Origin of the sequence: Ensifer adhaerens (genome assembly GCF_020035535.1) — a bacterium.
Classification (GTDB): Bacteria; Pseudomonadota; Alphaproteobacteria; order Rhizobiales; family Rhizobiaceae; genus Ensifer.
The window spans coordinates 2759253-2772605 of sequence record NZ_CP083349.1 but is presented as its reverse complement, the minus strand read 5'-3'; the positions used below and the strand labels follow the sequence as shown (position 1 = coordinate 2772605).

General features: G+C 60.9%; 15 protein-coding genes and 1 tRNA gene. 5 read left to right on the top strand and 11 right to left on the bottom strand.

Features of this window, described 5'->3' with window-relative positions; genetic code table 11:
• Positions 1 to 14: 14 nt before the first annotated feature.
• The 7 genes from LAC81_RS13620 to LAC81_RS13590 form a co-directional block, all read right to left on the bottom strand.
• On the bottom strand, positions 15 to 1127 hold the full coding sequence (locus tag LAC81_RS13620; protein ID WP_223725226.1) for a DegT/DnrJ/EryC1/StrS family aminotransferase: 1113 nt from the start codon (positions 1125 to 1127) through the stop codon (positions 15 to 17).
• A 15-nt stretch (positions 1128 to 1142) separates the two neighbouring features.
• Positions 1143 to 1853 (bottom strand): metallophosphoesterase family protein, encoded by a 711-nt coding sequence (locus LAC81_RS13615; RefSeq protein WP_223725225.1) that lies wholly within the window; start codon positions 1851 to 1853, stop codon positions 1143 to 1145.
• Complete coding sequence (locus LAC81_RS13610) at positions 1850 to 2845, bottom strand: ATP-grasp domain-containing protein (RefSeq protein ID WP_223725224.1); 996 nt, start codon at positions 2843 to 2845, stop codon at positions 1850 to 1852. Before LAC81_RS13610 ends, LAC81_RS13615 begins: the two co-directional genes overlap by 4 nt.
• On the bottom strand, positions 2845 to 3720 hold the full coding sequence (locus tag LAC81_RS13605; protein WP_223725223.1) for an NAD-dependent epimerase/dehydratase family protein: 876 nt from the start codon (positions 3718 to 3720) through the stop codon (positions 2845 to 2847). The genes LAC81_RS13610 and LAC81_RS13605 overlap by 1 nt, the downstream gene beginning before the upstream one ends.
• On the bottom strand, positions 3717 to 4442 hold the full coding sequence (locus LAC81_RS13600; RefSeq protein WP_223725222.1) for a class I SAM-dependent methyltransferase: 726 nt from the start codon (positions 4440 to 4442) through the stop codon (positions 3717 to 3719). Before LAC81_RS13600 ends, LAC81_RS13605 begins: the two co-directional genes overlap by 4 nt.
• Positions 4439 to 5155 (bottom strand): WbqC family protein, encoded by a 717-nt coding sequence (locus tag LAC81_RS13595; RefSeq protein WP_223725221.1) that lies wholly within the window; start codon positions 5153 to 5155, stop codon positions 4439 to 4441. Before LAC81_RS13595 ends, LAC81_RS13600 begins: the two co-directional genes overlap by 4 nt.
• 84 nt (positions 5156 to 5239) lie before the next feature.
• Positions 5240 to 5992, bottom strand: coding sequence for a cephalosporin hydroxylase family protein (locus LAC81_RS13590; protein ID WP_223725220.1), 753 nt, complete (start codon positions 5990 to 5992; stop codon positions 5240 to 5242).
• 185 nt (positions 5993 to 6177) lie between these two features.
• Between LAC81_RS13590 and rfbC the strand changes: the two genes are divergently transcribed.
• The 5 genes from rfbC to LAC81_RS13565 all read left to right on the top strand — a co-directional run bounded on the left by rfbC (position 6178) and on the right by LAC81_RS13565 (position 9435).
• Positions 6178 to 6723, top strand: a complete 546-nt coding sequence (rfbC, locus tag LAC81_RS13585; protein WP_223725219.1) for a dTDP-4-dehydrorhamnose 3,5-epimerase — start codon at positions 6178 to 6180, stop codon at positions 6721 to 6723.
• Positions 6724 to 6810: 87 nt separating this feature from the next.
• Entirely contained in the window at positions 6811 to 7281 is a 471-nt protein-coding gene (locus tag LAC81_RS13580; RefSeq protein ID WP_223725218.1) for an aminoacyl-tRNA deacylase, read from the top strand.
• A 201-nt stretch (positions 7282 to 7482) separates the two neighbouring features.
• Entirely contained in the window at positions 7483 to 7803 is a 321-nt protein-coding gene (locus tag LAC81_RS13575; protein ID WP_223725217.1) for a hypothetical protein, read from the top strand.
• A 403-nt stretch (positions 7804 to 8206) separates the two neighbouring features.
• Complete coding sequence (locus LAC81_RS13570) at positions 8207 to 8884, top strand: L,D-transpeptidase (RefSeq protein ID WP_223725216.1); 678 nt, start codon at positions 8207 to 8209, stop codon at positions 8882 to 8884.
• Positions 8881 to 9435 (top strand): OmpA family protein, encoded by a 555-nt coding sequence (locus LAC81_RS13565; RefSeq protein WP_223725215.1) that lies wholly within the window; start codon positions 8881 to 8883, stop codon positions 9433 to 9435. Before LAC81_RS13570 ends, LAC81_RS13565 begins: the two co-directional genes overlap by 4 nt.
• Before the next feature lie 473 nt (positions 9436 to 9908).
• On the opposite strand, the gene LAC81_RS13560 is transcribed toward LAC81_RS13565, so the two are convergent.
• The 4 genes from LAC81_RS13560 to LAC81_RS13545 all read right to left on the bottom strand — a co-directional run bounded on the left by LAC81_RS13560 (position 9909) and on the right by LAC81_RS13545 (position 13264).
• Positions 9909 to 10604: an alpha/beta fold hydrolase gene (locus LAC81_RS13560; RefSeq protein ID WP_223725214.1), complete on the bottom strand. Its 696-nt coding sequence runs from the start codon at positions 10602 to 10604 to the stop codon at positions 9909 to 9911.
• Positions 10605 to 10865: 261 nt separating this feature from the next.
• Positions 10866 to 10942 (bottom strand) — tRNA-Arg (locus LAC81_RS13555).
• 198 nt (positions 10943 to 11140) lie between these two features.
• The gene (locus tag LAC81_RS13550; RefSeq protein WP_034793927.1) at positions 11141 to 11926 is read right to left on the bottom strand and encodes an ATP-binding cassette domain-containing protein; all 786 of its coding nucleotides are present in this window, start codon (positions 11924 to 11926) and stop codon (positions 11141 to 11143) included.
• A 12-nt stretch (positions 11927 to 11938) separates the two neighbouring features.
• On the bottom strand, positions 11939 to 13264 hold the full coding sequence (locus LAC81_RS13545; protein ID WP_223725213.1) for a sugar ABC transporter permease: 1326 nt from the start codon (positions 13262 to 13264) through the stop codon (positions 11939 to 11941).
• Positions 13265 to 13353: the final 89 nt, after the last annotated feature.

The following is a 13353-nucleotide window of genomic DNA, read 5'->3' as shown; positions in this document are numbered from 1 at the left end:
TCTGAAATTGAGGTTCAGGCTGCAGCGCAGTCGCGCAACACCTGCACGACCCTGCCGATCTCTTCGGACGTCATGTCGTGATAGCTCGGCAGGTTGATCGCTCGGCCGGGGAGATCATAGGCAACGGTGTTTGCCCGCACGTCCTCGAAGGGCGGAAGTGAACTCAGTGGCCAGAAGAAGACGCGGGCGTCGATGTTCTCGGCGGCGAAGGCGCCCTGCAGTTTTTCGCGCGAGACGTCGGTTTCCGGCGCGAAGACGACCGTCGGCATCCAGAAGCCGTTTTTCGTGTGCTCCGGTTCCGGATTCATCGAGATGGAATTCACGCCCGCGAGCTGTTCACGATAGGCGTAGAAGATCTCGCGCTTGCGCTCGACCAGTTCGTTGACGCGTTCGATCTGCGCAAGGCCCACGGCCGCCTGCAGGTTCGACATCTTGTACTTGAAGCCGATCTCGTCCGGCCAGAACTGCTTCTTTTGTCCGCGTGCCCGGCCGTGATTGGATAGGGTTAGTACCTTTTCGAAGAGCTTGCTGTCGCTGGTGACGAACATGCCGCCTTCGCCCGTCGTCACAGTCTTGGTACCGTGGAAGGAGAATGCACCGAAGGCGCCGAGCGAGCCGGCCTTGCGTCCGCGCCATTCCGATCCGAGCGCTTCGGCTGCATCTTCTACAATCGGGATGTTGCGCTGCGCGCCGATTTCGAGCAGGCGGTCCATGTCGCAGAGATTGCCGTAGATGTGCACAGCCATGATCGCCTTGGTCTTCGGCGTGATGGCTGACGCGGCCTTGTCCGGGTCGATGCACCAGCTATCGGGGAGCACGTCGACGAAGACCGGTTTTGCGCCGAGGTGGACGATCGGGGCGGCGGATGCCGTCCAGTTCGTGTCTGCCAGGATGACTTCATCGCCCGGTCCGACACCGAGGGCGGCAAGGCCCATGTGCAGCGCGCCGGTGCAGCTCGATGTCGAGATTGCATGGCTGACATCGAGATGTGCGGCGAAGGCGGCCTCGAAGCGATTGATGTAATCGTAGCAGCGCTCGCCCCAGCCGTTCGCCGCTGCATCGGTGGCATAGGCGACTTCGCGTTCGGTGATTGAGGGCTTGGTGTAGAGAATGCGAGGTTTCGTCATGTGGGTCGCCTGTGCTCAAGCCGATCGGTCGTTGGTTGCGTCTGCGGCAACGATCTTGTCAATCCGGCCGCCGATCTGCGCGCCGAGATAGAGGTTTTCGTAGAAGCGCTCCGGGAAGCCCGCTTGCCGCATGTGGTGCGCCGTCCTGTCGATGTCGTAGGCGACACGGTGGAGTTCGATGCCTGTCGGCGAGAGGGTCGCAAAGGCGGCGCGTGGGTCGCCGTCGCGCGGTTGCCCGACCGAGCCGGGATTGCAGAAGACCTTGCCGCCGATCTCCAGGCGGACCTGCACATGGGTATGCCCGGCAAAGAGCTGTTCGCAGCCGTCGGGAAACTGCGCCTGCGAGACCTTGTAGAGATACTCGTCTATCGGATCCTGCCAGCTGCCGTGGACGAAGTAGGTCGATCCATCGACGACGTAGGTTTGCGATCCGGCGAGCCAGGCGCGTTGATCGGCCGAAATGATGCCCCTCTGGAACTCGATGATATCGTTGACCATCTTCGATCGCGGGCAGCCTTCTCCGCTGACGATGTAATAATCGTGATTGCCCAGGATGTTTGGTACGTCGCGTGCTTTCAGCACGTCGACGCACTCGCCCGGTTGGGCGTAGTATCCGACGACGTCACCCAGCGAGAGGATCGAGCTGCAGCCGAGCTCGTCGATGCGGGCGAGCACCGCCTCGAGCGCGGGAAGGTTGCCATGAATGTCGGAAATGATGGCGATCATAGGACGACCAGATCCTCGGAGTAGCGCCAGGCCCGGCCAGTCTTGATTTCGGGCGCCTCGGGTTTTCTTCCGTATACATAATAGTCAAGCGCCATCGCCGCCTCATTGTAGCCGAAGGCGGCACGCAGCGACGTACTGCTCGAGAAGCGCGGGTTGATTTCAAGCAGGTAAGGTGTCGTGCCTTCCAGTCTGAACTGATAGTTCGTCGGCCCGAGCGGCTTGAAGTGTTGCGAGAGCCTGCTCACGGCTTCAGTCAGGAGAGGCTCGTCGACAACTTCCGCATATTGGGTGTTGCCGGCGACGGACAGTTTGCGCTTGAAGACGATCGGCGGCAGCGTCGTGCCGTCGCCAAACCCGAAGGCGCCGACCGTGTATTCCTGGTCATTGCTGCCCACGAATTTCTGAATGAGAAAATCGTCGGCGCTCTTCAGGGTCCAGTAGTCGAAATCGGCTACATCCCGAAGCAGCGCAATACCACGGGAACCATTGCCGCGACGCGGCTTCAGCAGAAGCGGCAAGGGGCCGAGTTCGCGGGTGCAATCTTCCAGGCGGCGGCTGAGCGTGCTTGGAATGGCCGGAAGGTCCGCTTGCAGCAGTGCCTCTCCCATGTCCCACTTGTCTTGCGCAAGCGCGATCAGCGGAGATCTGTTCAAGACGACACGCGTCTCGGTCGCCTCGAAGCGTGCGCGGTTCTCATTGAAGAACAGGACATCGAGCTCCAGGCCCGGCAGCACCAGAGCGACGTTCTCTCGCCGAAGCAGTTCCTGCCAGAACTCCAGATATTCGGCAGAGGTCTCATCGCACGTCGGTTTCGCAACGAAGTGATCGCAGAAGTGACGACCGATACCATTGGCATCACGGTCTATGCCGATGATGCGGATCGGAGCTTCCAATCTACGGAGCGATGCGACGATGCCCTGGCCGATGATTGCGCCGACCGCAGTCACCACGACCGTAACCGGCTGCCTCGATTGCTTTGCGTCGTCTTGCATTAGTTGACGTCCATCGGGCCGAACGCTTCGGCGGTTCCGGCTGATTTGATCATGGCAATTCCGTCTCGCATCGTGATCAGTGATGGCAAGCCCAACCGGGCCAGTGTTTCCGCACCGTCGGGAAAATTCACCTTCCGAAAGGGAGCCTTCTCCGCTGCGATCACGACATTGCCGCCGAGCCCAAATGTTTCATAGGCGATTTCAGCGATCCTGTCGCAGGTCATCGCCTCCGTGTGAACCGCGTTTCCGATGCCTGTGGCGCCCGTTTTGGCGGCCAGGATCATCATATCGGCGGCGTCCTGCACGTGCAGGAAGTTTCGCACGCCGTGGGAAGCGGGCATGCGAATGTCGAGCCCGCGCGAGGCATAGGCGATGATGCGCCCCATCCACGGCTGATGGGCACAGCAACGGCCACTCACGTCATAAAGCTGGGAGAACCGAAGGCTGCAGAAGCGAAATCCCAGCTTCTGCGAGCTCCATTCCAGGATCTGCTCGGCCAGCTGCTTGGTGAGGCCGTAGGATGTCAGGGGTGCCGCATCCAGTGTCGCATCCGACGAAAGCGACCCGGCATATATGACGGCCTCTGTCTGCAGACGCTTGGCAAGTTCTGCGACGTTCAGTGCGCTTGCGGTGTTCGCCGAAAAGTTTTGCTGTATGCCCGATGGGCCATCGTCGGCGAAGCTTGCGGCACAATGGAAAAGCACGTCCGCGGTGAGGCCATCCGGAACCTTTGCCGCGCCGCCTGCCATGTCGAGGAAGATGTCATCGGTTTCCGCCCTGCCGACACTGATGGTCTCGACGCCCATATTCCGCAGGCGCGCGACGAGCTGGCTCCCCAACATCGAGCGCGTGCCGATAATGGCGGCAGTCCTCATGCCAGTTCTGCTTCCATCAGCAGGCCGACGCAAAGATCGGGGAATTCGATGCCGACCTTGAGCATGGCATGCAGATTGGCTTCGAAATCGGGTAGCGTCTGCAACACCGGCAGTGGCAACGGCTTCAGGTAGATGCCTTCTTCGTGCACGACCCGGAAGCCATGGTTTTCGAGTTCGGCGCGGAACGTGTCCCGGCAATATTGGCGCTTGTGGCCAAGTGCCAGATCGTTGGCATTCAGGCTGTAGATATCGTCGATCTTGCCGAGCTCCACGCCCAGTCTCCTGTTCAGGGACTTTGCGTTCGGTACTGCGGCATACAGACGGCCATTGGGTTTCAGGAAGCGCCGGAACCGGTCGAGCACGAGGCCCGGATCGTCTACGTGCTCAAGAACGAAACCCATGATGATGACGTCGAAGCGCTCTTCCGTTTCGAAGTCTTCGAAATAGGAGAAGACGATCTCACCGGAAAAGTCCGGGCTGTTCTTCTTGAAGAGATCGATGACGAACTGCGAACCTTCCACGATCACGTGCCGGTCGCAGACCTTGTTGAACAGGTGCGGGGTGTAGCCGTGGCCGATACCAAGATCGAGCAGCGACTGGCATTTGCCAAAGCGCTCGACCATGCGCTGCGGATACCAATTGAGAATGAGATTGTTCTCGATCGATGTGACTGCGTTTGGAAGATATTCCGACGCGACGTTGTCCAGGTTCTCGGATTTCACTGGGTAAACTCCCTCCAATCGACAGTTCCGGAATGTACGACTTCTGCGCCCTTGGTACCGCAATTGGCGACGAGGTCCAATGCGGTCACGTAAGGAGTGAACTCTCCGTGCAACTGCGGATAGGGTGTGCGTTCGTAGTTCATGTACTGAACGGAAATTCCGTTCTGGTTGAAGAGGCCGTGATCGAGATAGTTCCGCGCGCCATGGCCGGTGATATAGGCCGTCCCTTCGAGATGGGCGGTGATGTCGTATACTCTCTCGCTGCTCGCACCGCCAATGGTGAGGGCGTCCGAGGAGACGAACTTCGGCCTGTCCAGATTGAAGTAGGCGGCAAGCGCGAGCATGGAATTGCGGGCCACATCCGCAATCGTTGATGCATCCTTGGCGAACACGCCGTCGACCAGTTCCAGCATGTCCTTGGCGAAGGGCGCCTTGATATAGGCTTGTCGCAAGATATCGCGATGCCGGCTGCGCCAATCCGTGCGATTGTCGATCAACACCTCATCGATCCGTTGCCCCAGGCGAAGGTCCTTCAAGGGTACGGTCAGCCAGCGGGTGCCGCTCTGAGTCTTGATCTGCACGCGGTTTGTGAAGCTGCCACGCGAGAACTGCACATCGTCATAGTGGACGAACACGTCCGCCAGTTTGATCTGCTCCAGCATTCCAACCCAAGGAAAGTACATGGATTGGGAGATGACAATGTTTCGAGCCATCCGGTACTCGCCTGCGGTGCCTGTATTCGCGATCGAGAGTTGGCAGTAGCACGAACCAAGGCCCGCGCCACCCTGCTTGTGAGCCTATTTGTCGATGCAGCGCAGATAACCGCGCGGCGAGCTTGAGAGTACAAGTTTGCCGTTCAGTGCCTCATCGGTCTCGAAGCGGTTTGTCTCTTCAATGTAGGCCTTGAGTGCTGCGTAGGGTTCGTCGCCGGCGCGCCAGATCTTCGAGCGCTTGGTGGGCGTCTGCGATGCCTCGGCCCAGCCGAGGACCGTATCTGCCACCACCATGTACTGGCCTTCGGTCACCAACGGGCCATAGGTGCGCAGTTCGTCCAGCACGTGGTCGCGGCTGTGGTCACTGTCGAGAACGACCATGACAGAAGCGCCCGCCGGGATCTCGGCTTTCACCCTTGCCAGCGTCTCGGCCGTGGTTGACGGACCTTCGATCAGCGTGATGCGCGAAGACATCGGGTGCTTTTCGATCGAGTCGCGATTGTGGGCGCGGATGTCGATGTCGACGCCGATGACCTTGCCCTTGCCGATCAATTGCAGCATCGCGGCCATGAAGATCACCGAGCCGCCGCGGGCAACGCCCGTTTCGATGATGATGTCAGGCTTGGTGTTCCAGATGACTTCCTGGGTCGCCATGACATCGGCCGGCATCTGGATGATCGGCACGCCCATGAACGACCAGAGGTAGGAATAGTCGTACTTGTCGAGCGTGACCAACGTATCGAGCGACTGGCGAAATGCGTCGTCGTCCTTGCCCAGCGCGAGCGACATTTCTTTCTTGTGAGCCTCGAACGCGAGACGATCGTCTGCTACTGCCATGACTGCCGATACCCTTTTTCGATACAACCCACCGATACGCCGGAGGCCGCGGTTCGCGATCTGGCGGCTTCGTCGATTCGTACGCTTTCCTGTGAACGCTTTCATGTCGACAATTGCAAATACGGTCAAGGCTGGTTTCTTAAGGGGTAAGAGTGGGGACGCCCCGCCTGCTCGTGGAAGGTTCAATGTCGCGCTTTAACCGTATTTTTACACCCCTTGCGGGTCTCATTGTCGTCGAACGTCAGCGCTTTGGCGATGATCGCGGCTTTTTTTCGCGCTTCTTCTGCCGTGAAGAACTCGCCGATTTCGGTGCGGACGGCTCGATCGCGCAGATCAATCACACCCTGACGCGAACGGCCGGCACGGTTCGCGGCATGCATTTCCAGCGCCCACCGCACGACGAGACGAAATTCGTGTCCTGTCTTTCGGGCACGATCTTCGATGTTGCCGTCGACATGCGACCGGACTCTCCGACCTACCTTCAATGGCATGGCGAGGTGCTGAGCGCTGAAAACGGGAGGTCGATGATGATCCCGGGCGGTTTTGCACATGGGTTCCAGACACTTTCCGCTGACTGCGAGCTGATCTACCTGCACGACAAACCCTATGCGCCCGGAGCCGAGGGCGGGCTCAACGCCCTGGATCCAAGGCTTGCGATCGCCTGGCCTTTGCCGATCGCGCAGATGTCGGCGCGCGATGAGGCTTTCCCGATGCTGAAGGACGCGTCCTGATCCTGGGCGCCGTCCGTCGTTGACTTCATCGTGGATGGGAGGACAATGAATTTTCCGCGCCACCACGAGAGAGAAGGGGTGTCGACGATGACGATCGCCAGAAAACTTCAAGACTATATCGATGGTGCGGGTGTCGCCTATGACACCGTCGCCCATCACCGCACGGCCACCACCAGCCAGACGGCGCGGGCGGCACATGTGCCCGGCAGCAGGCTTGCCAAGTCCGTGGTCGTTCACCACGAGATGGGGTACGTGCTCGCCGTTGTGCCGAGCACGCACCGGGTTGAACTCTCCACCTTGCAGGACGTGATGGACCGGCGGCTCGGTCTCGCTTCGGAAGAGGAAGTCTGCAACCTCTTTGCCGATTGCGATATCGGCGCGGTGCCGCCCGTCGGCTCGGCCTATGACGTGCCGGTGCTGCTCGATGAAAGTCTGGGCGACGTAAACGACGTCTATTTCGAAGGCGGCGACCACAGGACGCTGGTGCACATGAGCGGATCGAACTTCCGCAACCTGATGAAGGATGCACAGGTCGCCCGCTTCAGCCATCCGGCTTGAGGGCCGCGTCATCGCGGTTGCCCGCTGGCAGCGGGCGCAATGCGTAAGGACCCGGGCGGGAACCAACCAGCGGTCGAACATCGTGAGTTCGGTGCGGGCAGCAGGCACTTGCCAAAGTGCAGGCTTGGCGTCACCATCGCCTTCGATGGACACCTTATCTACTGGGTTGGGGGATCGATGGTGCGCATACGCTCTGCGAATATGTCCAAGTCTCTGGCTGTACTGCTGGTTGCGGCCGGTGCTCAAGCTTTCGGGTCTGCCGCTCTGGCGGAGGACAATCTGTTCGATCAGTTTCCGTTCGCTGTTGCCTGCGAATACAAAGGCACGCAGCACGCCTACTATCTGTCGAAGGTAACGGCCGACGGCACGGCGACCTATCTGGCGTCGGACAACTTTGCCGGCACGATCACCTTGAGCGGCCAGGCAAAGGCGGCCGGCGCCGATGAGGTTGGAAGCTGCCTCGGCAAGACGCTCGAAGAGCTCAGGGCATCGGGCCAGGCGCGGGATATCAGGGCAAATTAGTCCGCGTAGGCCTTCGAGCCGGGATGCAGGCGAAGTGAGCGGCAACGCTACCTCAATCTTGAGAGGTTGAGAGGGTGTTGCGTGCGCAAATGAACTGCGCTCATGACGTGCAGTTAGACAATAACGGCGTGCCATAATTGCGAATGCGGGGGATTGCCGATCTATTCTGGCGTTTCCGCAGACGTGACATGTAGTCGTTACTTGCTGGAAAAGCGCTGCGTTCTCGGATCCTGTCGGCTAGACATGAGGTGAATAGAGATCGTCTGAAAGCTGACAGCCGGCGGCAAAATTCTCCTTGCCAGGCAGTCACGGAAAGAATCGTCTTCCGAGAATTTTCTGTTGTGGCAAATGGAAAATCTGATTTACTGCGATCTCGCTGCTTGGCTTTCGGGGGATGTTGCCGATGGAGTGGACCCGCAGGAATATTATGCTTGGTGGTTTGGCGCTACTTGGCGCCGACGCGGTTCAGAGGCCGGCATTCGCTGCGGCGAGTTCCTATTTTTCCGGTCCCGCCATCGATAACGGCGTGAGCTATCGCAGCACCAATTTTGCCAAGATCGACCCGAAATGGCGGCGTCAGGTCGTCAAGTATTTCAGCAGCGAGCCGATCGGCACCGTCGTCGTCGATACCCGACACCACTTTCTCTACCTGATCATGGAGAACAAGACGGCCATCCGTTATGGGGTTGGCGTCGGTAAGGAAGGCTTCAAGTGGTACGGCCGCGCTACGATCGACCGTAAATCTCTCTGGCCGCGCTGGACGCCGCCGCCGGAGATGCGCGAGCGCCACCCCGATCTGCCCGAGTTCGTCGATGGCGGGTCGCCGAAGAACCCGCTTGGTCCGCGCGCCATGTACCTGCTTCGCGACGGCGTCGATACCGGCTACCGTTTCCACGGTACGCTGGAGCCGGGCAGCATCGGCAAGGATGCCTCCAGCGGCTGCATCCGAATGTTCAACGAAGATGCGATCGATCTTTACCAGCGCTGCCCGATCGGCACCGCCGTTCAGGTCCTGCCGCACATTGCCGACAAGGCCCCCGAGGTCAGCCAAGCAACCCCGGTAGCAACCCCGGTCGAATGAGGAATATCACCTTGAAGCCTGCTATGACCGGACTGACGAGGCTGCTTTCCGCTGCCGCCATTCTACTGACGCTGACCGCCTGCAACACCACCGAGATCGCCGCCGTCGAAGAGCCGGCCGCGGTGCCGATGACCGGAAAAACCGATGATCCGGCGCCGGGCTTCGAGACTGTCTCGGCCGGCACCGAAGAGGATTTCATCCTCAATGTCGGCCGGCGAACCTATTTCACGCAAGATTCGGCCGCGCTCGATCCCGTCGCCAAGGCGACCTTGGACAAGCAGGCGATCTGGCTCAACAGCAACCCGCGCTGGCTGGTCAAGCTGCAGGGCTTCTCCGACGACAGCGGTTCCGCCTCGAAGATGGAAACGCTGTCGCAGAAGCGGGCCGATGCGGCGATGGCCTATCTTGCCTCGAAGGGCGTGGACCCCAATCGCATGTGGGCCAAGGGTTACGGCAACGACCGCGAGGTTCGCGACTGCACGGAGCGCTCCTGCAAGGTGCAGAACCGCCGTGTCGTCTCCAATCTGCGCACGGAGCGCGACACGCTCTGATCGCGCGTCGCCCCGGCGTCTCTCCGCGAGCCGAGATCGGACCCTTCGCGTTCATGGCAAGGGCTTCAGGAACGGGTGGGCCGTTCGCTATGAACGGCAGTAGCCTGTGACCAGGCCACCATCCATTGCCCGCGTTCATACTTGTCCGTGTGCCAGTAGGCACTGAGCGGTACCTTACGCCCGCCGAAGATCACTTCAAGCTGTGCGCGACAACGGATCACGGCGCAGTCTCCATGCAGCCGCACAGCGATGGTTTCGGGCTCCCAATGCCGGTAGTTGATATGTCCGACTGCGATCGCGCCCCGACGTAGCGCTGGAAGACGGAACACGGCTTGTTCATGCGCATCCTGAGGGCGCTACAGCCACCGCCCGAAGCGCCGTCCAAACTCTTGGAAATATGGCCGCGTCATTCGACGGCGCCCGCTTGCCTCACCCAGTGCCTGTCAAAAATCGAACGGAACGGCAGGCAGACTTTATCCGGCCGATCGCTGCACACCGTCGGCGGCCTCGCGGATCACCTCGTAGACCCGGCGGGGTTGAGACAACATCGGGACGTGGCTGGAGGCCAGTTCCGTCACATTTGCATTCATGCGCTTGGCGAGGAAGCGTTGAAGGTCGGGCTGGACTGTCCGGTCCTCGCTACCGACGATGTAGTATGTCGGCTTTGTTTTCCACGCCGCACCCGGAACGGGTTGATCGAACAGGTCCGCCAGCGGCCCCATTTGCGTGGCCCATACGAGCTTCTGCTCCGCTTCGGGCAGATCGCCTGCGAATTCCGGGATCCCCGAAGGACGAAGAAACAGCCGGCCGTCTACCACCTCGATATGCTGGAAGACGGGGGTCTGGGGGAATTTCGCCTGGTCGGCCGCCGACGTTTCGCCGTTCTCCGGCGCCAGCGCACAGATATAGACGAGCGCCTTGACACGATCATCGGTGCCCGAAGCGGTGATGACGGTCCCTCCATAGGAATGTCCGACCAGAACGACCGGACCGTGCACGCGGCCCAGCGACGTGTGAACCGCCGCGGCGTCGTCGGCGACGGTATTCAAGTGGTTTTGCGTCGCGATCACTTCGTAGCCGTCGGCAACCAGCAGTTCGATGACCTTGCTGAAACAGGATCCGTCGGCCCAAAGGCCATGTGCGAAGACAATGCTGGGTTTGTTGGGCATGCCACACCTCCAGGGGAAGTTACTTTCCCGAACGATATCCGTATGTTCGGTCGGCGGGTCAGGAAAGGGCGGACGAACTTCCTGCTGGAAGCTCGGTCGGCGAGTTTAAGCCGCTGCGGGGGTTTTTCAAACTTGCTATTTCGGGCGAAGCGCGTCTTTCGCCTACGGCGCGTCCGACAGCGCTGCGCGTCTTATTGGGCGCACAAACGTCGCTGTAGCAATCACGTAGGTGATCGCAGAAAGTCGTATATTCGGCAGAAATGGCGCACCCGACAGGATTCGAACCTGTGACCTTTGGAATCGGAATCCAACACTCTATCCAGCTGAGCTACGGGTGCATCCGTTGGCGGCAAGGCCGCCGAAGCAGGCTGTGAAGCGGTTCATAGCTTAGCTTTGGCGCCGCATCAATGGTGAAATGGCGGAGTTCGCAGGGGAATTTGCGGTTGCCTACGAAAATGCAACCGCGCGCCCGTCATCTGCGGTGTCGCGGAAAGTGCTCGGCGGCGGGCCGTTGAGGCGCGCCGCCGAGAATTGCATCAGGCGACCTGCATGGCGCCGGGGCCGGGGATCGCCTTTGGCGGTACCTTGCCCATGATGATCATGCCGAGCACCTCGTCTTTGGTCACGTCCTCGGTGCGGGCCTGGCCGACCACCTGGCCGTTCTTCATGACCGACACGCGGTCGGCGAGATCGAACACGTCGTGGATATCGTGGCTGATCAGGAAGATGCCGATGCCTTCGCGCTTCAATTGCTTGATGAGGTCGCCGACCTGGGCGGTTTCCTGCGGCCCAAGGGCGGCCGTCGGCTCGTCCATGATCAGGATGCGGGCGTCAAACAGGATCGCGCGGGCGATCGCCACCGACTGCCGCTGACCGCCCGACAGCGCCTTTACCGGTTCCTTGAAGCGCTGGAAATTGGGGTTGAGGCGCCCCATGACTTCGCGGGCCTTGGCCTCCATCGCCACGTCGTCGAGCGTGCCCCAGGGGGTCCTGAGCTCGCGGCCGAGGTAGAGGTTGGCGGCGGCGTCGACATTGTCGGCGACGGCGAGCGTCTGGTAGATCGTCTCTATGCCGTATTTCTTGGCGTCGCGCGGGTTGTTGATGTCGGCGGCTTCGCCATTGATCAGGATCTCGCCGGCATCGCGCTTGTAGGCGCCCGAGAGGATCTTGATCAGCGTCGACTTGCCGGCGCCGTTGTGGCCGAGCAGGGCCACGACCTCACCGGGGTAGAGATCGACGGAGGCGTTGTCCACGGCATGGATGCCGCCGAAGGAGATGGAAATGTTCTTCATTTCCACGAGCGGAGTGCGTTGGTCTTTCATGGATCGTACTCCTTACTTGGCGCGGGCGCGGTAGACGGTGTCGAGCCAGACGGCGACGACGAGAACCACACCGACGACGATGCGCTGGAACGGACTGTCGATCCCGAGCAGCACCATGCCCGACTGTAGAGATTGCATGACGAGCGCGCCGATCATGGCGCCGGCGATCGTGCCTACACCGCCGGCAAGCGACGTGCCGCCGATGACCGCGGCGGCGATCGTGTAGAGTTCGTCGAGTTCCCCTTGCGCATTGGTCGCCGCGTTGAGGCGGGCGGTCGAGATTGCCGCGGCGATGGCGCACAGAATGCCCATCAGCGTGAAGATCTTGACGGTGACCCAGCGCGTCTTGATGCCGGCAAGTTCGGCTGCTTCCGGGTTGCCGCCGAGCGCGAAGACATAGCGGCCGAAGCGAAGGCGCGTGGCGATGAAGGTCATAACGATGCCGACGGCGATGGCGACGAGCACCGGAATGGCGATGCCGTGCGAGATCTGCAGTCCGCCTTCCGGCCAGGCGATGCCGTTGGCGTCGGCATATTTGCGGGCGATGTTGGTCGGCCAGTAGTAGCTGTTGGCAACAGTGATTGCGCCGAGCACCAGGACACAGCCGAGGATCGCCAGGAAATACTCCGCCCAGACCGGACGCAGCGGGAAGCGGAAGCGCTTGCGCTGCTTGCGGGAATTGAGGATGGCGGCGACGATGGCAATGCAGGCGAGGATGCCGACGATCCAGCTTGCCGTGGCGCCGATCGAGCCTTCGGTGCCGCCGCCCATCAGGCGGAAGGTGGCGTTCATCGGCGCAACGGTCTGGCCGCTGGTCACGAACCAGGTGGCGCCGCGCCAGACGAGCAGGCCGCCGAGCGTGACGATGAAGGCGGGCACGTTGAGGAAGGCGACGATCGAGCCCTGCAGCGCGCCGATGGCAGCACCGACGGCGATGCCACTCAAGAGCGTGATGATCCAGATGGCCGGATGTTCCAGGCCGAGATATTGCGGCAGGAATTTCGCCTGCATGACCCCCATGACCATACCGCAGAAGCCGAGCACGGAGCCGACGGAGAGGTCGATGTTGCGTGTGACGATGATCAGCACCATGCCGGTCGCCATCACGGCGACGGAGGAGGTCTGGACAGTCAGGTTCCACAGGTTGCGCGGGGTCAGGAACAGGCCGCCGGTCATGATCTGGAATCCGATCCAGATGATGACGAGGGCGCCGACCATGCCGAGCAGTCGGGTGTCGATTTCGGTGGCGCGGAAGAAGCGCTTCACCGGGTTTTCGTCCGCTGTGCGGGCGCGGTTTGCTTGTGCGCCCTGCGTGTTGCCTTGTGTGATGTCGGCCATGGACGTGCCTTCCCCCACTTTTTTGTGTTGATGTCGTCGCGCCAGGTGGCACCAGGAGCCGGGATCGACGCGACAAGTCCGGTGCGACG

What these genes read in the sequence shown, in the direction of transcription:
- LAC81_RS13620 (WP_223725226.1), bottom strand. Translation starts at nt 1,127, where the DNA reads ATGACGAAACCTCGCATTCTCTACACCAAGCCCTCAATCACCGAACGC.
- LAC81_RS13615 (WP_223725225.1), bottom strand. Translation starts at nt 1,853, where the DNA reads ATGATCGCCATCATTTCCGACATTCATGGCAACCTTCCCGCGCTCGAG.
- LAC81_RS13610 (WP_223725224.1), bottom strand. Translation starts at nt 2,845, where the DNA reads ATGCAAGACGACGCAAAGCAATCGAGGCAGCCGGTTACGGTCGTGGTG.
- LAC81_RS13605 (WP_223725223.1), bottom strand. Translation starts at nt 3,720, where the DNA reads ATGAGGACTGCCGCCATTATCGGCACGCGCTCGATGTTGGGGAGCCAG.
- LAC81_RS13595 (WP_223725221.1), bottom strand. Translation starts at nt 5,155, where the DNA reads ATGGCTCGAAACATTGTCATCTCCCAATCCATGTACTTTCCTTGGGTT.
- LAC81_RS13590 (WP_223725220.1), bottom strand. Translation starts at nt 5,992, where the DNA reads ATGGCAGTAGCAGACGATCGTCTCGCGTTCGAGGCTCACAAGAAAGAA.
- rfbC (WP_223725219.1), top strand. Translation starts at nt 6,178, where the DNA reads ATGTCGCGCTTTAACCGTATTTTTACACCCCTTGCGGGTCTCATTGTC.
- LAC81_RS13580 (WP_223725218.1), top strand. Translation starts at nt 6,811, where the DNA reads ATGACGATCGCCAGAAAACTTCAAGACTATATCGATGGTGCGGGTGTC.
- LAC81_RS13575 (WP_223725217.1), top strand. Translation starts at nt 7,483, where the DNA reads ATGTCCAAGTCTCTGGCTGTACTGCTGGTTGCGGCCGGTGCTCAAGCT.
- LAC81_RS13570 (WP_223725216.1), top strand. Translation starts at nt 8,207, where the DNA reads ATGGAGTGGACCCGCAGGAATATTATGCTTGGTGGTTTGGCGCTACTT.
- LAC81_RS13565 (WP_223725215.1), top strand. Translation starts at nt 8,881, where the DNA reads ATGAGGAATATCACCTTGAAGCCTGCTATGACCGGACTGACGAGGCTG.
- LAC81_RS13560 (WP_223725214.1), bottom strand. Translation starts at nt 10,604, where the DNA reads ATGCCCAACAAACCCAGCATTGTCTTCGCACATGGCCTTTGGGCCGAC.
- LAC81_RS13550 (WP_034793927.1), bottom strand. Translation starts at nt 11,926, where the DNA reads ATGAAAGACCAACGCACTCCGCTCGTGGAAATGAAGAACATTTCCATC.
- LAC81_RS13545 (WP_223725213.1), bottom strand. Translation starts at nt 13,264, where the DNA reads ATGGCCGACATCACACAAGGCAACACGCAGGGCGCACAAGCAAACCGC.